20 protein-coding genes are annotated in these 16,797 nt (G+C 62.2%); 6 read left to right on the forward strand and 14 right to left on the reverse strand.

Annotated features, from left to right (window positions below; all coding sequences use genetic code 11):
- The first annotated feature begins 23 nt into the window (after window positions 1–23).
- From HPY55_15070 to HPY55_15085, 4 genes are all read left to right on the forward strand, one after another.
- The gene (locus HPY55_15070; protein ID NPV71925.1) at window positions 24–986 is read left to right on the forward strand and encodes a hydrogenase small subunit; all 963 of its coding nucleotides are present in this window, start codon (window positions 24–26) and stop codon (window positions 984–986) included.
- 23 nt (window positions 987–1,009) lie between these two features.
- Complete coding sequence (locus tag HPY55_15075; protein NPV71926.1) at window positions 1,010–2,485, forward strand: hypothetical protein; 1,476 nt, start codon at window positions 1,010–1,012, stop codon at window positions 2,483–2,485.
- Window positions 2,451–2,750: a hypothetical protein gene (locus HPY55_15080; protein NPV71927.1), complete on the forward strand. Its 300-nt coding sequence runs from the start codon at window positions 2,451–2,453 to the stop codon at window positions 2,748–2,750. The genes HPY55_15075 and HPY55_15080 overlap by 35 nt, the downstream gene beginning before the upstream one ends.
- 258 nt (window positions 2,751–3,008) lie before the next feature.
- Window positions 3,009–3,503 carry a DNA-binding protein gene (locus tag HPY55_15085; GenBank protein NPV71928.1) on the forward strand — a complete coding sequence of 165 codons (495 nt, stop codon included), beginning with the start codon at window positions 3,009–3,011 and terminating at the stop codon, window positions 3,501–3,503.
- On the opposite strand, the gene HPY55_15090 is transcribed toward HPY55_15085, so the two are convergent.
- The 14 genes from HPY55_15090 to HPY55_15155 form a co-directional block, all read right to left on the reverse strand.
- On the reverse strand, window positions 3,490–4,911 hold the full coding sequence (locus tag HPY55_15090) for a ferrous iron transporter B (protein NPV71929.1): 1,422 nt from the start codon (window positions 4,909–4,911) through the stop codon (window positions 3,490–3,492). The two genes, HPY55_15085 and HPY55_15090, sit on opposite strands and share 14 nt — an antisense overlap.
- Window positions 4,908–5,678, reverse strand: coding sequence for an iron transporter FeoB (locus tag HPY55_15095; GenBank protein NPV71930.1), 771 nt, complete (start codon window positions 5,676–5,678; stop codon window positions 4,908–4,910). Before HPY55_15095 ends, HPY55_15090 begins: the two co-directional genes overlap by 4 nt.
- Entirely contained in the window at window positions 5,669–5,974 is a 306-nt protein-coding gene (locus tag HPY55_15100) for a ferrous iron transport protein A (GenBank protein ID NPV71931.1), read from the reverse strand. The genes HPY55_15095 and HPY55_15100 overlap by 10 nt, the downstream gene beginning before the upstream one ends.
- A 216-nt stretch (window positions 5,975–6,190) precedes the next feature.
- Window positions 6,191–6,352 carry a hypothetical protein gene (locus HPY55_15105; GenBank protein NPV71932.1) on the reverse strand — a complete coding sequence of 54 codons (162 nt, stop codon included), beginning with the start codon at window positions 6,350–6,352 and terminating at the stop codon, window positions 6,191–6,193.
- Between the two features lie 117 nt (window positions 6,353–6,469).
- The gene (locus HPY55_15110) at window positions 6,470–6,934 is read right to left on the reverse strand and encodes a PTS sugar transporter subunit IIA (protein ID NPV71933.1); all 465 of its coding nucleotides are present in this window, start codon (window positions 6,932–6,934) and stop codon (window positions 6,470–6,472) included.
- Window positions 6,931–7,254, reverse strand: coding sequence for a class II aldolase/adducin family protein (locus HPY55_15115; GenBank protein ID NPV71934.1), 324 nt, complete (start codon window positions 7,252–7,254; stop codon window positions 6,931–6,933). The genes HPY55_15110 and HPY55_15115 overlap by 4 nt, the downstream gene beginning before the upstream one ends.
- A gap of 36 nt (window positions 7,255–7,290) precedes the next feature.
- A complete protein-coding gene (locus HPY55_15120; protein NPV71935.1) occupies window positions 7,291–8,313 on the reverse strand; it encodes a zinc-binding dehydrogenase in 1,023 nt (340 codons plus the stop codon).
- Window positions 8,282–9,382, reverse strand: coding sequence for an alcohol dehydrogenase catalytic domain-containing protein (locus HPY55_15125; GenBank protein NPV71936.1), 1,101 nt, complete (start codon window positions 9,380–9,382; stop codon window positions 8,282–8,284). Before HPY55_15125 ends, HPY55_15120 begins: the two co-directional genes overlap by 32 nt.
- A gap of 30 nt (window positions 9,383–9,412) precedes the next feature.
- Window positions 9,413–10,051, reverse strand: a complete 639-nt coding sequence (locus HPY55_15130; protein ID NPV71937.1) for a ribulose-phosphate 3-epimerase — start codon at window positions 10,049–10,051, stop codon at window positions 9,413–9,415.
- A gap of 78 nt (window positions 10,052–10,129) precedes the next feature.
- Window positions 10,130–11,350: a PTS galactitol transporter subunit IIC gene (locus HPY55_15135; GenBank protein NPV71938.1), complete on the reverse strand. Its 1,221-nt coding sequence runs from the start codon at window positions 11,348–11,350 to the stop codon at window positions 10,130–10,132.
- Between the two features lie 82 nt (window positions 11,351–11,432).
- A complete protein-coding gene (locus HPY55_15140) occupies window positions 11,433–11,720 on the reverse strand; it encodes a PTS sugar transporter subunit IIB (protein ID NPV71939.1) in 288 nt (95 codons plus the stop codon).
- Between the two features lie 71 nt (window positions 11,721–11,791).
- A complete protein-coding gene (locus tag HPY55_15145) occupies window positions 11,792–12,877 on the reverse strand; it encodes a M42 family metallopeptidase (GenBank protein NPV71940.1) in 1,086 nt (361 codons plus the stop codon).
- A gap of 33 nt (window positions 12,878–12,910) precedes the next feature.
- Window positions 12,911–13,735: a BtpA/SgcQ family protein gene (locus tag HPY55_15150; GenBank protein NPV71941.1), complete on the reverse strand. Its 825-nt coding sequence runs from the start codon at window positions 13,733–13,735 to the stop codon at window positions 12,911–12,913.
- Window positions 13,736–13,738: 3 nt separating this feature from the next.
- The gene (locus tag HPY55_15155; protein ID NPV71942.1) at window positions 13,739–14,578 is read right to left on the reverse strand and encodes a DeoR/GlpR transcriptional regulator; all 840 of its coding nucleotides are present in this window, start codon (window positions 14,576–14,578) and stop codon (window positions 13,739–13,741) included.
- Between the two features lie 277 nt (window positions 14,579–14,855).
- On the opposite strand from HPY55_15155, the gene HPY55_15160 reads away from it, so the two are divergent.
- Together HPY55_15160 and HPY55_15165 are read left to right on the forward strand one after the other, a co-directional pair.
- Window positions 14,856–15,773: a dihydroorotate dehydrogenase electron transfer subunit gene (locus tag HPY55_15160; GenBank protein ID NPV71943.1), complete on the forward strand. Its 918-nt coding sequence runs from the start codon at window positions 14,856–14,858 to the stop codon at window positions 15,771–15,773.
- A gap of 78 nt (window positions 15,774–15,851) precedes the next feature.
- Window positions 15,852–16,793, forward strand: a complete 942-nt coding sequence (locus HPY55_15165; GenBank protein NPV71944.1) for a dihydroorotate dehydrogenase — start codon at window positions 15,852–15,854, stop codon at window positions 16,791–16,793.
- The last annotated feature ends 4 nt before the right edge of the window (window positions 16,794–16,797 follow it).

A 16,797-nucleotide genomic window follows, 5' to 3' on the forward strand; every position in this document is an offset into this window, starting at 1 on the left:
GTTCGAAGGTGGCAGCGCGGTCCGTGGATTACTGCGATTTCAGGGATCTCGTAACGTGTAGCGGCGAGAACACCACCGCCGTTCTCATCCGGGAGCTCAACCGGTTTCTCGACCAGGCGGCAAAACCGAAGCCCCCCGTCATCTGGTTTGAGGCCAACGCCTGCTCGGGGGATTCAATATCGTTGTTTAACGCCGCCGGCCCGGGCCTCGAGCAGATACTGTCCTCAATTATCGATCTGCGATACAGTAACGCGCTCATGGCTGCCGAGGGGCCGGCGGCCATCGAGGAGCTCGCCGCAGCCGCGACCGCGAACGCGGGGGTATTCGTACTGGTGGTCGAGGGCGCCATCCCGGTGGCGGCCCGGGGAAGGTATGGCATCGTATCATGGCGGGGGCCAATGGGTACCGCGGGGGACGCGGTGACAGTCGCTTCGATCGTCGAATGGCTGGGGTCCCTTGCGGGGTCAGTAGTCGCCGTAGGAACGTGCGCCACGCACGGCGGCCCGTCCGCCGCGAGGCCGAATCCGAGCGGCAGCCTGGGGACCTCGGCGGCTCTCGGCCGGAGAGACGTGATAAACGTCACGGGTTGCCCGGCTCACCCGGACTGGACGATGGCGACACTCGCCCACCTCCTGATGTACGGCCCTCCTGGGCTCGACAGGTGGGGCAGACCCACCCTGATATACGGGGACACCGTACACCGCCACTGCCAGCGGCGATCGTACTTCGACCGGGGCGAATTCGCCACCGGCCCCGGACGGCGCGAGTGCATGTTCGAGGCCGGGTGCGTGGGGCCGGTCACCCATTCAGATTGCCCGTATAGGCAGTGGAATTCGTACGTGAACTGGCCGGTAAAGGCGAGCACCCCGTGCATTGGCTGCACGACACCGGAATTTCCCGACGGCTCCACACCATTTTTCGCGCCGCTTCCGGTCAAGCGCCCGGGTTCGCCGCCCGGCGGGCATAAGGAGGGGATTCGAGTCTGAGCAAGACGATAACGATTGCCCCGATGACCAGGGTGAGCGGGCTCCTCAGCATCGAGGTCGTCGTGGATGGCAACCAGGTTGTCGACGCGAGGGCGAGTGGCGGGCAGTTCCGCGGGTTTGAAATGATGATGAGGGGCAGGCACGTCACCGATGCCCCTTACTTCACCGAGAGGGTGTGCGGGATCTGCTCTGCCGCACACGGCTATGCAGGGGCCCTGGTGGCCGACCGGGCCTACCACAACGAGCTGCCGCCCAATGGGTGGATTCTACGCAATTTTATCCTCGGGGCGGAGATCCTGCAGAACCAGATCAGGCACTTCTACTTGCTCAGCCTGCCGGACTTCGTGGAATTCCCACCGGTCCCGCCGTTCCAGGGAGTCGTGGGGGGCGACTACCGGCTCGGCGTGGCCGCGACCGGACGGATGGTTGCCAACTACATCCGCGCGGTGGACGCGTCCCGGAAGTGTCACGAAATGATGGCGGCTTTCGCAGGCAAAGCGCCTCACGCTCACGGTATGGTCCCGGGTGGGGTCTCGGTCCCGGTCACGGCCGATCGGGTGCTGAAGTGCAGTTCCCTTCTTGAAGAGACAATATCGTTCCTCGACGACTGTTACCTCCCCGACGTCGAGACCCTGGCCGGGGCGTATCCCGATTACTTTCAAATCGGCAGCCGCCCAGCCAGGTTCTACTCGTCCGGGCTGTTCAGGGTGGGCCCGCGGATGGACACCCCTTTGACCCCCTCGGGCGTGCTGTATGACGGGCGTGTGGAGCCGGTGGATCCGCTATTCATCCAGGAGCACCTGAGGCGTTCGTGGTTCGACGAGGGCCTGCCGCATCCCGCCCCGGACCCCGACAAGCCGCTCGCCTACACTTGGTCGACCGCCCCGAGGTACCGCGGGATGGCACTCGAGGTCGGCCCGCTTGCGAGGCGGGCGGTCTGCGAGGCATCCGGCCCGCCCGGTCGCACGTTGTTCCCCGGACCCGGCACCGGGACGATGGACAGGCTGATCGCGAGGGCGGTGGAGGCAAGACAGATCGCGTCCCTGATCTGGGACCTGCTGAAAACCCTCGAACCCGGCGCACCCACGGTCGCCCAGAACCCATCGGTGGCCGATCCGTTCGTATCCATTACGGTCGAAGCCCCCAGGGGTACTCTGCAGCATACGATGCTGGTGGCAGGTGAGGAGATAGCCCGCTACAACATCATCACGCCTTCCGCGTGGAACTTCTCTCCCCACGACAACTGCGGGAACCCCGGACCGGCTGAGGAGGCATTAATCGGAACGGTGCTGGCCGACCCCGGCTGTCCCGTGGAGGTGGGGAGGATCGTCCGCGCGTTCGACCCGTGTATGTCGTGCGCTACCCACGTAATCCGTCCGGGCAGGGGTGTGAAGGTGCTGGCGGTCGGCCAGCCGGTGGGTGTGGCGAGCTCCGGTCACGATACCACGCAAAGGGGGGTCGAAGATGCACGAGATCTCGGCTGCTCACGGGGTCCTTGAGGCGATGATGGAGGAAGCCGGCCGCCACGGGTTGTCAAGGGTCGTCTCGGCGCGGGTAACGGTAAACGCGGTCGACGGCCTGTCGCCGGAGAATGTGGCTTACTGGGTCGGGGTCCTCGGGGAAGGCACCTGCGTGCAGGGCGCCGTGGTGGAGGTTTACCCCGCCGCCGGTCCTGGGGAGGACTGCCCCCCGCCTGGCACAGTGAGGCTCGACGAACTGCGGGGTGTTCCGCGCGACGACGTCGAGTATGATCGCCCGCGGTGACGCGTGGGAACAGTCCCTCATAATATGAATCGAGTCCAATAGACCCGAGGGGAGTAGCTCGCCAGCGCCGCGCGGGTAACCGCCGGGATGCCGGTTGCGCGCCGGTCGCCGCGGCCTGGCACGCCGGAGTCGACACGCTGGCGGAAACGCCCGCTCCGGCGCAAGAGACCTTGAGAGCCAGACCTCCATTTCGGCAGTAAGCGCTGCCGGGATGGGGGTTTTCACATACAGACGGTCGCCACGTCAGGGGGGATCGCCGTGTTGTCACCGAGCCTGGAGGATTACCTGGAGGAAATCTACAGGGTTGCCTCGTCCAACGCGCCGGTCAGGGTGTCCGATGTTGCAGCGGGTCTCAGGGTCAAACTCCCGTCGGTCGTGAAGGCGTTGCACCGGCTTGCCGCCGAGCAGTACCTCGAATACGAGGGTGGAGACATCATCCTTACCTCGAGCGGCCGAGAAGTGGGAAGGTACCTCGTCGAACGAAACAGGGTCATCCGCGAGTTCCTGCAGATACTGGGGTCGCACGAGACTGCGGCGCGCGAGGCCGAGGCGGTGGAACACGGATTCAGCCTCGTCACGCTCAAGGCGATCGAGGCGCTCGTCGCCTACATGAAGGCGAACCCGGCGCTTTGCGACGGTTTCGCACGGTTCCGGGAAAGCGAGTCCGCCAGCGGCTGCGCGGGGAGGATCGATTTCCAGGAGTCGCACGTCTCGGCGCACGGCCTCGCCCAGCGTGGCTCTAAGACGGGATGACCACGCGGAGCAGCGAGCTTGCCGCGAAGCATGCGAGGAGACCCGCTGCCGTGGGTATCAATGCCGCCAGCGCTGTCCATTTCAGGTCACCTGTTTCCTTGTGTATGGTGAGGAGCGTCGTGCCGCAAGGGAAATGCATCAGCGAGAACAGCATGGCGCACGCCGCCGTCGCCCACGTCCACCCGTTCGCCTTGAGTATCGCCCCGAGCGCGCCGACGTCTTCCACCTTGACCATGGTCCCCGCCCCGGTGTAACTCATCAGCAGTACGGGTATCACTATCTCGTTAGCGGGTAGCCCCAGTATGAAGGCCAGCAGTATCAGGCCGTCCAGCCCCACGGCCCTGCCCAGTGGGTCGAGCCACCCTCCCATCCGGGCCATGACACTCGCGCCGCCCACGTTGAGATTCGCCAGAACCCACACGACGGCGCCCGCGGGGGCGGCGACCGTCACCGCCCGCGCCAGCACGAACACCGTCCTGTCGAGTATGGAGGCGACCAGCACCCGGCCCACCTGTGGAAGCCTGTAAGGGGGCAGTTCCATCGTGAACGACGTCGCCTCGCCCCTGAGTATCGTGCGCGCGAGGAGCCACGAGACCGCGAGCGTGGCGGCGATCCCCGCCGTGACCAGGCCAGTAACGAGCAGCGAAGCGGCGGCTCCCCCCGACAGTGCGCTCGTACCCGGTTCCACCCCCGTCAGCCATGCCGCGCACAGGGACGACAGCGCGATGAGGGTGGGGAACCGGCCGTTGCACGGCACGAAGTTGTTCGTCAGGATGGCGATCAACCTCTCGCGCGGCGACTCTATGATCCTGCACGCGATCACGCCCGCCGCGTTGCAGCCGAACCCCATGCTCATCGTGAGCGCCTGCTTGCCGTGGGCGCCTGCCCGCTCGAAGAGTGGGTCGAGGTTGAACGCCACGCGCGGCAGGTACCCCAGGTCTTCCAGCAGGGTAAAGCACGGAAAGAATATGGCCATCGGCGGCAGCATCACCGACACCACCCAGGCGAGTGACCGGTACGTGCCCAGCACGAGAACACCGTGCAGCCACCACGGGGCGTTGAGCCGTTCAAACAACGCGGTCAGGGCATCCTGGCCGCGGAACAGCACTGAGGCAAGGACGGCCGAAGGATAGTTGGCCCCGCTCAGCGTAATCCAGAACACCGCTGCCAACAGCAGGAACATCACCGGGAACCCCAGCGCTTTCGAGGTCAGCACGTTGTCGAGACCGCTGGTGACGGGATCGGGGCCCGGCCGCTCGTCCCTGACGGCGCTCCTGGCTATGACCTCGGCGCGCCTGTAGATGTCCTGGACCACGTCGTTCGTTATGTCCGCGGCGAGGGTTTGCGTTACGTGGCGCGATGCTTCGTCGAGCCTGGCAACATCGTCGGGGAGGCCCCCGCGGTTCAACGGGCGCACCTCCCGCGGGCGCCGTTCCGGAGGAAGCGCAGGACTGCGGCCCGGGCAGGCCCGTCGGAATCGAGGAGCCGCACGGCCAGCCACCTGGCGGTCCTGTTGTCGAACCCGAGGTCCACTATGGCCGGGGCCAGGAGGCCGATCGCGCGGGACACCCTCTCTGAGTACGGTACCGGCGGCGGCTGGGGAACGCGGGCGCCGGTGGCCACGTCGTGCACGGTTTTCTTGAGTCGCCCGAGGCCCAGGCCCGACCGGGCGGCGGCGGGGACCACCGGCACACCGAGATCGCGGGACAGTAAATCGGTGTTCACCTGTATTCCTTTCTTTAGCGCCTCGTCCACGAGGTTCACGCACACGACCACGCGCGGCGTCATTTCGATTATCTGGAGCGCCAGGTTGAGATTCCGCTCGAGGCACGTTGCGTCGGTCACGACAACGGTGACGTCCGGCCTCCCGGCGATCAGGAACTCCGTTGCGACCTCCTCTTCGACGGAGCTGGTGAGCAACGAATAGGTGCCCGGCAGGTCGACCACGACGAATTTCGCGCTATCGAACGTGTAATACCCGCGCGCGGTCACCACTGTTTTCCCGGGCCAGTTCCCGGTGTGCTGCCTGCGTCCCGTGAGCGCGTTGAATACGGTGCTCTTTCCGGTGTTGGGATTGCCGGCCAGCGCCACCACGAACCTCCCATCGCGGGCCTCCTCCGGAGGGGCCTCGAACCGGTTCACCGGCGACCCGCAGGAATGGACTGTCAGACCCATTGCGCATCTCCTCCGGTATCTGTGCTGGTCATAACGAGGATGGTGGAGGCGTCCGCCGGGCGAAGTGCAATCACTGTTCCCCTCACGAGGAACGCTGTCGGACTGCCCAGCGGGGCCCTGCGAACGGCCTTCACGGTGGCCCCCGGGGTGAACCCGAGGTCCAGCAGTCTCCTCCTGAGCGCCCCTGCGCCCCGGACCTCGACCACCCGTCCTTCGAGGCCCACCTCAAGCGTGGACAACGGGGCGATCACGTTGAGGGTCACCCCTTCTTGCGGAGTGTTAGCCGAGGCTAACATCAATCCAGATTATGACGATTTGCTGGGAAGGGTTACACGCATATGTCCTGATGGGCGAGCCTGGTGAAGCGGGAGGGCCGGCGGTCTGTCGGGGGTGTCATGTGCGGGCATAACATGTCAGCCGGGTCACGGCGTACGCGAGAAATAAAAAGAGCAGGACACAGACCCGGGCGCGGCCGCCTGCCACCTGTACACGCGCCCGTATTGCCAGATATATTACACGCTCACCTGCACTAACGGCTTTGCGTAGACCTCTTCCACCTTCGGGCTGATGTAGTTCAACAGGAAGTACTTGCACTCGGTGCAGGACTCGTCCCTATGCATCCTGCAGAAGCAAAAAGATTCGCCTTCTACCCAGTTCACGCAGCCAGGACTCATCGTTGGCCACCTCCGTGGTGCATATCTATGCGCTATTATTGCATGTTATTCATCCGAAGTCAATACGTATCCGCTAACGAAACCGAGGCCGGTAGCATTGACAGTACGGTGCGGAACCTACCCTATGATCCTTGTTATAGCACGGTGAACCTCCGTTGAATCCGGCGCAAGCAGCATCGACTTCAGTATCTCCTCCTCTTGGACAATCTCGACCAACTGGGAGAGTGCATGGACCTGCGATTCCCGGTCTGCAATCGCCAGGAGAAAGACGATCCGCACGTCGACTGTATCATCGGGGTTCCCCATCACGCGAAAGGAGACTGGGGTTACCAGCGTAGCGATGGCTACAGCCGACCGGTACACGTGTTCAGCGCCGGTATGTGGCAAAGCTACCTTTGTACCGCTGGTGGGCAGCCCGGTGGGGAAGCCCAGTTCGCGATCCTTGACAGCGGAGCGAAAACCGGGCTTGACAACCCCGTCCCGTTCCAGGAGTTCGCTGAGGGCGTCAATGGCTTCGTTCTGGTCTGAAACTGACAACTGAGCGCGAATCCACTCGGGACGAACGAGGTCACGGATGTTCAAACAGGTCTCCTCCCCGGTGTTGCCGCGTGATAGGTGGACAAAATCCTCTCCGCCTCCTCGTCCAGCAGCGCCGTGACTGTTCCTCCACAAGAACGGACGGTGGGGCGCCGGTCGCCCTCCACGACTGAGCCCTCCGCGTTCACTACTACCACATCGGCTGGTGTCATCGCGTCATAGGACAGGCTGGTGGGCGTGACAGCGATCAGGCGGGTTTCAGGGTCGCGTACAGAAATGTTGCCGGACGTCAGCTTGACCAGGCCAGTTTGCGACATCAACCGGCAGTAACTGACGACTTCACGGCGCAGTTCTTGCAGCAGCATCGATATTCACCTTTCACCTGGTTATGGGGGTGACTGTCATGGCACTAAAGCCACCTTAATCGCCTGCTGTGTCCGGTGCATCTCCAAAGCGTCCACCACCCTGGACAGCGGCATGGTGGCCGACACCAACGGTTCGACCGGGATCTGTCCCCCGGTGATCAGATCGAATGCAACCCTGACATGCAACGGGGTCGTGTGGAAGAGCCCCCGGATAGTGAGCTGCGAATAATGTAACATCTTGGTATCAACGCTGATGTGGGTACCCGGTTTGCAGCCGCCGAACAGGGTTACCTGCCCGCCCTTGCGAACCAGTCTCAGCGCCTGTTCCCACATCTCGGGTAGTCCGACGGCCTCGATGACTGCGTCTGCCCCACGCCCTCCTGGGGTCAGCCCGCGAATCGCTCCAACGGGGTCAGGCTCCCCCTGGGGGTTCAGCGTTTCGGCGGCACCCATGATTTTGGCCGTTTCCAGTCGCTCAGCAGATAGATCTACCTGGATCACGTGGGCGCCCCGGCGGGCGGCCAGGGCTCCCAGCATCAGACCGATGGGGCCGGCGCCCAGCACCACTACCACGTCGCCAAGCTGGATGGGCGTCTCGGCAGCTCCGTACACCGCGCAAGCCAGTGGCTCCACAAGAGCGGCGTACCTGGGATCCATCTTCTCTGGGACCGGGAACATGTTCTGGCGGACGATACGGGCTGGGACGAGGACATATTCGGCGAACGCGCCGATCATGTAGACAGGGTCGTCACACATACTCGGCTGACCCGCTTTGCAATAGTAGCATGAGCCACACGGGGCCGAGTTGTGGGGAACCACCATTTCTCCAACGGCAAATGCGGATACGCCCTCGCCTGCTGCCACTACCTCACCGGCGACCTCGTGTCCGAACAGCTGGGGCGGGCGATAGAGTGGATGTCCTCTTACCCACGTCTTTACGTCGGTGCCACACGTCAGGGCCGCGCGGGTCCGGATCAATACCTCACCGGGTCCCGGGCGCGGGGTTGGGGTCTCCTCCACACGAACATCACCGGGACCGTAGTAAACGGCAGCGATCATTTTCACACCAGCTTTCTTGAAGTGGCTGTGCGAGATCCGGCTGCAGGAGCACCTTAACACCGGCTCGCCGGCGCACGACGTCGTAGGCAGCCTCCCACTGTTCCAGGGGAAAGCGATGCGTGATCAACGGTTCGAGAGCCACGTGGCCCGCGGTTACAAGCGCCATGGCTGATTGCCATGAACCGGGGGTGCTACTCAGCGAGGTAGTCAGACTGATCTCATTGAAGAAGAGATGGCCGATATCGCACGAGACGGGAGCGTGAGGGGCAGCTGCGACACCGATCAGACCGCGGCGCCGCACACTCAAGCAGGCCGATTGAAGCGCCCTCTCGTTGCCGGCGCACTCGTAAGCCACGTCGGCCCCTTCGCCCCCGGTCAGATTCCGGACTGCTGAAGAGACGTCATCATGGCCATCTACAAGCGTGGCGATGGCCCCGAGCCGGCGCCCCAATTCCAGACGGCGTACACTCGTGGGAGAGCCCACAAGGATTACCCGCGCCCCGCAAGCGTGGGAGACCTGAGTGGCCAACAATCCCAGAGGCCCGGGGCCATACACGATAACTGTGTCACCAGCACGCGCCGGCGCTCGCTCGAGTACCAGGTGAACAGCGCATGCCAGAGGTTCCATGATGGCGGCTGTCTCCACAGGCAGACCGTCGGGCAGGCGGTGGACTGATTCCTGCCTGATCACCACGTACTCGGCGAAGTACCCGTCCACCCCGGACCCGAGCCCGCGCCGGTCGGGGCATTGATTCAGCGCTCCGACCGCGCAATGGCGACATGTCCCACAGGTTACATGTGTGGTCTCTGCTGTTACCGTGTCACCGGGCTTCACGGTGGTGACTCCGGGGCCTACCACCGCCACAACCCCCGCGCCCTCGTGGCCCAACACCACGGGCGGCCGGAAGCGGGACTCACCTGCGTCTGTATCGTACATACGGACGTCGGAGCCGCACACCCCGGCCGCAACAACCCGGATCTTCACCTGCCCGGGCCCTGGCTCCGGTTCCGGGATTTCAGCCAGTTCCGTGCCGCCCGCACCTTTGACGTACTTGACCACAGCGCGCACTGGAATCGCCTCTCCACTGCAAACCTGACGTTATGTCTTAACCCGGAGTAGCCGCATGGCCTCCACCATGTCGACGGCACCGAATATGGCACGGCCCGCAACAACCGTAGAGGCCCCGGCTGCCCACAACTCACCCACTACTGCGGGTGTAATACCCCCGTCCACCGTGATCTCCAGGGCAGGCACCATGGCGCGGGCTAGCCGAAGCCTCTCCACACTGCCGGGGATGAAAGACTCGCCGATCTCGTCAGGTTCGCTGGTCATAAGTAGCAGGCCGTCAGCCAGATCCACGACACACTCCGCCTCAGCCACAGAGGTGCGGGGAGTCAGGGCAAGATGAGCGCTCTTCCCCAGCTTTCGAATGGCCGCCAGAACTCGACGAGGATATGGAAGTGCTTCCAGGTGCACCGTGATGACGTCGGCTCCCGATTCGCTGAACCGGCTCAGATACGGCTCAGGGTCGGCTACCATCAGGTGTACCTCGACCGGCAAGTTAGTCAGGGCACGCACAGTACGCAAAATGGGGAATCCGAAAGTCAAATTGGGCACGAACACGCCGTCTTCCACGTCAAGGTGGATTCGGTCGGCACCAGCCGCCTCAAGGTCGGTTATGACCCGTGCCAGGCAGCTCAAATCGGCCGCAACTAGTGACGGGGCCACTTTACGCATCCAGCTCACTGCTCCCGGGGCCGATCTGACCCCACCCTTCCGGGTGAGGTCAGATGTCGGCTGCCCTTGTCTCCCTGATCAGGAGAACAACCGGGCGATCTTGAGAATCAGCCAGGCGATGGGGTTGCCAAAGCCGGTGATGACCGTCGCCCCCTGGGGCGCCGTGAACCCCGCCTGCGAAGCTGCACGGGTGAAGAAATCCGCCCAGTCCGAACCCATGTACATGATGATGGCCATCAGGAGCGTGCCGACGATCACCGTTTTGACCAGGTTGCCACGCGTCCATGGTGTGACCATGACGACAAAGAACGGCGTCGCTGCCAGGTCGCCAAACGGCAACATGCGGTTGCCCGGCAGAATGACGGCCAGCAGTAAGGTGATGGGTACCAGAATCAACGCGGCGGCCAGATTGGTCGGATGCCCGATGAGCAGAGCGGAGTCCATGCCGATATAAATGTCCCGGTTGCCGGCCCGTTTCCTCAGGAAGTCACGTGCCGCCTCGGAGAGCGGGGTCAGGCCCTCCATCAGGATGGCGACCACCCGGGGCAGCAGCAAGAAGACAGCGCCCATCGCAACACCCAGCTGGAGAGTCTTCTGAATGTTGAACCGCGCCAGTAAACCCACGACGATTCCAAGAACGGTCCCCAGGACAGTGGGCTGTCCGACGACGCCGAGATTTTTCTGAATGGCCTCCGGATCCGCGGTGATGTTGTTGATGCCTGGTATCCGGTCCACCAGCCACACCAGGGGCATGACAATGGGCATGGACGCCATCGCCCAGCCATGAGAGATCGAGACTCCAGGGAAGTTGAAGAACTGCTGTAATCTGGGAGCCGTGTAGTCTGCCATCTTCAGCGTATACACTGCGTGGATCACAACCGCAGCAACGCCCATCCAGAGATTGCCCGTCGCGATCAAAACCAGGGAGCCGCTCAGAGCCCAGTGCCAGTAGTTCCAGATGTCGATGTCAAGGGTCTTGGTCCACCTTAAGAGGAGCATGACCAGGTTGGTCAGGATTCCCACCGCGAACACCAGCGCCCCGATCTGCGTGCCGAAGGCGATGGCTGCCGCGGCCGGCCAACCAACGTCAAGAGCAGTCAGGTGAACGCCCGAGTTCTTTACCAGGGCCTCGGCCGCTGGAGCCATGTTGTTGAAGAACAGGCCGATTACGACGCCGATGCCAACGAACCCAAAGCCGACCGTCAGGCCGGAGCGCAACGCTTTCCCGAAGGGTTGTCGGAACACTAATCCGAGTATTAGAATCACGATGGGCATCATGACGGTGGCACCCAGGTCCACAACCCATTTAATCGCGCTGGTAACTGCGTTCACTTATTGCACCCTCCTTCCGATTTTGGGTGCCATATCGGCACACGAAGGACTATGCCTTGAGGTTGGCGATGATCTCCACCTCAGTAAGATCAACACCTATGCCGGTCAGGAAAGGAACGCCATTGACGGTCGGGATCTTCACCGCGGCGGGTATCTGCGTAGTCGCGACGATCAGATCGGCGCTTTGAGCCTCCCAGAGAACCTCCGAGGTCAGGCACTGCTTCAGTTCCGCTTCAATGCCGTTCCGAACCAGGAGTTCACGGACTCTCTGTGCCACCACCGTGGATGTGGCGATCCCGGTACCACAGACAATGAGAATTCGTTTTTTCACCCCCATACCCCAGATGCGTCACCTCCTTTGGCCAGCGGTAACAGACCACCCTTTTTACGATTATCGCCTCCTTTCGCCTAGCCCCGGCGGAAGCTGGGTCTTGCCGGCAATTCCTGCAAGTATTGAAAGACCAGATGGATCATCGACTCCAGATCCGCCAGATGGATAGTCTCAACCGGTGAGTGTGTATAGCGGCATGGGACCCCGATATCCACGGCCGGGATTCCCTCGCGCACCAGCTGCAGAAACGAGGAATCAGCTAGCCCTCCAAAGAAAACATTCCGCTGAAAACTAATGCCCAGCCTCTCCGCCGTCGCTTCCACCCCGCTACGCAGGGCAGGATGGGGAATCAATCCCCCGAGCGTCCCGCGCCCGTGGAAACTGTAGTGCCCCACCGCCGGCCCATCGCCAACAGACAGATCGGCATCATTCTTTAGATCCGGTGTATCGTGAGCCACGGCTACATCGAGGCAGATACCCAGTACCGGGTTCAGGGCGTAGGCAGATGGAAGAGCACCGCGGATATTGAACTCCTCCTGTACGGTCGCAACGACTGCCACGTCGATCTTCGCGCGCTCCCGTGAAAGCCGCTCGGCAAGCGCCAGGAGTGCCAGGCAACCCGCGCGGTTATCCATGGCTTTCCCGACGATACGTCCCCCGGGCAATCTGGCGAAACCAGGCGCATATGTGACGGGTGTACCGACGTGGATCCCCATGGCGGTTACTTCCGCCTTGGAGCGAGCACCAATATCGACGTAGCAATCCTGGAACGGCACGACCTTGTACTTCTCGTCAGCCTGCGTAACGTGGTGGGATTTGGCCCCTATGACTCCGGGTAAGAGCCCCTTCTTGCCGGTCAAGATCACGCGCTGCCCCTGTAACACCCGTTCTGGGATCCCGCCCACCCGCACGAAGCGGAGGTAGCCGTCGCTCTCCACTTTCTTGACCATGAGCCCTACTTCGTCCATGTGAGCGAAGACCATGGCCGGCGCGAGAGAGTCGCCCGAACCACGGATGACGCAGGTCACGTTTCCAAGGTTATCAACTGACAATGAATCGGCAAACGGCGCCAAACGCTCCTTCATGTAGCCAATAACAGGTTCCTCGTGCCCTGACAGGGCGCAAAGGTTGCTTAATTCCTCGAGCGTGGCGACGAGATCCACTATTGCTCCCCCCGATCCCATCCTTGTACCCGCTTAACGCGTGCATGGCTTCTCTCGAATGTGCCTCACCAGTTCCATGAAGGTAACGACCCGCGACTCACTGACGGGGTTCCAGATAACCCCTTCCTCCTTGAAGTGGCTGCCCACTACGGCCCCATCGCCGACAGCCAGCACCTTCTCAACGTTGTCCAACCTGACGCCCGTATTACACAGTACCGGAACGCCGGGCACCGCCGATTTCACCCGCTTCAAGATCTCGAGGTCTGCTTCGGCCGACGCCATGGGTCCCGACACAAGCAGGGCATCCGCCAGGGACGAAAACACCACCGACCTGGCCACCATCTCGATAGACCGCCTCGTATCCAGGTCGGAGGCGAATTCAGGAACGATGTTGTAGAACAGTCTCAGCTGCGAGCCGCCGATCAACCTTCGATGGCGAAGCACTGCAGCGCAGTCTGTGCTCCAAAGCCCCATGTCGCTCGAGTACACACCGGTGAATACCTCACGGACGAACCGTGCTCCGGTTCCGGTGCCCAGGCTTATCGCGCTCCGTGGGTCCCAGAGTACATCCACCCCGAAAGGCACCTTGAGCGCCGATTGCAGGTTCCCTATGACAAACGCCATTGTGGCTACGGTTTCCGGTCCTGCGCTGACACTGTATGGGCGGTCGCCCTCATTGCAGAACATGATCGCGTCTACGCCCGCCTTCTGCAACCTCTCAACGTCCGCTCCCACACTGTCAACCAGGCGGCGCACCCCTCCATTCTCATCGTACAGGGGTGAACCCGGCAAGGGTGGAAAATGGGCCATGGCGATGATAGGTTTCTCCGTTCCAAACAGATCCTTGAGCCAGGTCAATTTTCAAACCTCCGATCCCGATTCTTTGGGGTCCGCCGCTGGACATGTCTCGTTCGTTCTCCTGTAACTAACCTGAGCCCTTATGATCTCGACTCCAAGCTGCTGACAGCCTGCTTCAATACTGCCATCCAGGCCCGAGTCCGTGATCACGCGCCACCCACTTCGAAGAGAGCCGATCCTCACGAAAGCAACGCGCCCAAACTTCGCATGGTCTGCGATCAAAAAGACCTGTTTCGCACGTTCGATCACTATCCGTTTTGCCTCGGCTTCCTGTAAGTTGTACTCAGTTATGCCCGACGCCGGCTCGATGCCTGCCACGCCGATGAATGCTTTATGGAAGTACATATCTCTCAGAGTGCGTTCCGTAAGAGGTCCAACCAGCGAAGGCTCGCCGTGTCTCAACACGCCCCCGGTTATGACAACGGTGACTCCTTCAGCCGCGAACAGCTCCGCCGCAACCCCGGTGGAGGCGGTTACGACCGTCAATTTCCTCTTGCTTCTCAGGAAAGTCGCCATTCGTTCCGCGGTTGTACCATAATCAAGGTAAATGCAGTCGCCATCCTCAACAAACTCAGCTGCACGCATGCCGACCGCAACCTTTTCCTCCTTGTTTTCCTCCCCTCTGGTGCGGTAAGGAGGTTCTATAACGGCATTCGAAGTCGAGATGGCGCCACCGAAAGTCCGTTTCAGTAACCCCTGCTTCTCGAGCTCCAAGAGGTCTCTTCGAACGGTCATTTCAGATACATTAAGACGAGACTTGAACTCTTCTATGGAGACTGCGTGAGCCTGTCTCAGTAGTTCGAGAATCATCATGTGTCTTTTGGCCTGCAACATCGCCCGCATGTGCAACCTCCATAATAGCTGTATGTGTTCGAATATGACATAATCTGTTAGACTTTGGTGTAGTATGATGGTTCCACTCAACAGCCCGGAATTCCTGCTGAAGTCCCCGGAAAACTTTTTTCGATTGACACGCAACGGGAAGTGCCATATTCTTTATTAAGAGATTGGACGCTCCCGAAAAACCCTTTAAGTCAGGTCCTGCGAGGCCAGTAAGGGGAACATTTCAAGCAGTTCGTGCCTCCTTAGCCGGCCTGGCAGCGAAAGGAGGCATTTATTTATGAGCGTGGTCATGAACGTCGTGACCTGCAAGGACCCCTCCTCTCACGGCCAGTCGAGCACCGGGCAGTCGTGCGTGATCGAATCGTGCAGGGTGGTTTCGTGCGTACGAGTTGCCGAAGAAACGGTCAGCCTCACTTTCGAATCCGTTGACATCAGCCGCTACGCCGGCCCCGGTCAATTCGTGCACGTAGTGTGCGGATCGCACGTGAAAGCGCCGGCGGAAGCGGGCGGGCGCGGGCATTCACATATTCCGTCCAAGAGGGCGCTGCTTTTGAGGCGCCCTTTCAGTGTGTGCTCCAGCGACCCGGCGCGGGGGACGGTTGACATCCTGTTCCGCCTGGTGGGTGGCGGGACCGAGTGGCTTTCAGGACGTTCGCCAGGGGACAAGATAGACGTGATGGGCCCGCTCGGAGTGGGGTTCAGCCTCCCGCAGAGGCCCGGCGCAGTCGTGCTCGCGGCGGGCGGGATCGGTGTGGCCCCGCTGGTCGGCTGGGCACGAGCTCTGGTTGACGCCGGGTACCAGGTGCACGCGCTCGTTGGTGCGCGGACCAGGGCGAGGCTCGCAGGCGTGGCGGAGATAGAGAGAGCCGGCGCCGTAACCACCGCGTGCACCGATGACGGTACGCGCGGCTTCAAGGGCTCGGTGTGCGAGCTCATCAACCCTGTTATCAGGAAATGCTCGCCGGTGGCTCTGTATGCGTGCGGACCCTCTGCGGTCCTCAGGACCGCACAGGAGGCGGCACGCAGGCTCAGGCTGTTCTGCGAGGTATCGGTGGAGGACCGGCTCGCGTGCGGTATCGGCGCGTGTATGGGGTGCGCGGTGCCCAAAGCCGTCCCGTCAAGTGACAGCGCCTACTTCAGGGCATGTTCCGACGGACCCGTCTTTAACGCGAACGAAATCTGTATCCAGGACTAGATTTACACAGCCCGCTGTAGCGTATACTCCGGCGCCGGAGGCCCGGCCGGGCCTGGGAGGGCGTCAGGGAGGTAGCCGATGACCGGAGCCCGCGTACCGGATTTGAGCGTGACGATCGGGGGTCTCAGGATGAAGAACCCCGTCATCGCGGCTTCCGGCATAATCGGATTCGGCCTCGAATACCACCGGCTTGGCGTGCTGGACTGCTTTGGCGCGGTAGTGATCAAGGGAACGACTCTGAAACCGCGGATCGGAAACCCCCCGCCGAGACTCGCGGAGACCCCAGCCGGGCTCCTCAACTCAGTGGGCCTGGAGAACCCCGGCGTCGAACTCGTCGTCAAGGAAATGATCCCCCGCCTCCGCGAGACGGGGGTCACCATAATCGTCAACGTGGCAGGGTCAACGGCCGAGGAGTACTGCGCCGTGGTGGAGAGGCTCAACGACGTGGATGGCGTGGCCGCACTCGAGATAAACGTATCGTGCCCAAACGTCGAGGCGGGCGGAATGCAGTTCGGCCTCAATCCTTCAGGCACCGCAGACCTCGTGAAAAGCATCCTCAAGGTCACCGGCAGGACGCTGATCGTCAAGCTGACTCCGAACGCCCAGAACATCGTGCCGGTTGCGAGGGCGGCGGAGGATGCGGGCGCTCACGCGGTTTCGCTCATCAATACCATCCTTGGCATGGCCATCGACGTGCGGGCTCGAAGGCCGGTGCTATCCACGACATACGGCGGGCTCTCGGGTCCCGCTGTCAAGCCGGTCGCCTTGCGCATGGTGTGGGATGTGTCCAACGCGGTCAAGATCCCCGTGATCGGCCTCGGCGGGATCTCGACGGCGGAGGATGCGCTCGAGTTCATTATGGCCGGCGCATCGGCGGTGCAAGTCGGGACCGCCATGTTCACGAACCCCCGGGTGGGCCGGGAGATAATCGCAGGGCTCGAGGAATGGATGAGTGCCGAGGGTGCCGGCAGCCTCAAGGAGATCGTCGGGGCCGCGAAGGCGGACCGAAAAGGTGGTTGATAAC

It is taken from the genome of Bacillota bacterium, from assembly GCA_013178305.1.
GTDB lineage: Bacteria > Bacillota > Sulfobacillia > JABLXB01 > JABLXB01 > JABLXB01.

Coding starts and splice junctions, on each gene's coding strand:
- HPY55_15140 (NPV71939.1), bottom strand. CDS start 11,720: ATGGGGGTGAAAAAACGAATTCTCATTGTCTGTGGTACCGGGATCGCC.
- HPY55_15100 (NPV71931.1), bottom strand. CDS start 5,974: ATGTTAGCCTCGGCTAACACTCCGCAAGAAGGGGTGACCCTCAACGTG.
- HPY55_15095 (NPV71930.1), bottom strand. CDS start 5,678: ATGGGTCTGACAGTCCATTCCTGCGGGTCGCCGGTGAACCGGTTCGAG.
- HPY55_15130 (NPV71937.1), bottom strand. CDS start 10,051: ATGCGTAAAGTGGCCCCGTCACTAGTTGCGGCCGATTTGAGCTGCCTG.
- HPY55_15120 (NPV71935.1), bottom strand. CDS start 8,313: ATGATCGCTGCCGTTTACTACGGTCCCGGTGATGTTCGTGTGGAGGAG.
- HPY55_15080 (NPV71927.1), top strand. CDS start 2,451: ATGCACGAGATCTCGGCTGCTCACGGGGTCCTTGAGGCGATGATGGAG.
- HPY55_15165 (NPV71944.1), top strand. CDS start 15,852: ATGACCGGAGCCCGCGTACCGGATTTGAGCGTGACGATCGGGGGTCTC.
- HPY55_15105 (NPV71932.1), bottom strand. CDS start 6,352: ATGAGTCCTGGCTGCGTGAACTGGGTAGAAGGCGAATCTTTTTGCTTC.
- HPY55_15115 (NPV71934.1), bottom strand. CDS start 7,254: ATGCTGCTGCAAGAACTGCGCCGTGAAGTCGTCAGTTACTGCCGGTTG.
- HPY55_15075 (NPV71926.1), top strand. CDS start 1,010: ATGACCAGGGTGAGCGGGCTCCTCAGCATCGAGGTCGTCGTGGATGGC.
- HPY55_15155 (NPV71942.1), bottom strand. CDS start 14,578: ATGCGGGCGATGTTGCAGGCCAAAAGACACATGATGATTCTCGAACTA.
- HPY55_15160 (NPV71943.1), top strand. CDS start 14,856: ATGAGCGTGGTCATGAACGTCGTGACCTGCAAGGACCCCTCCTCTCAC.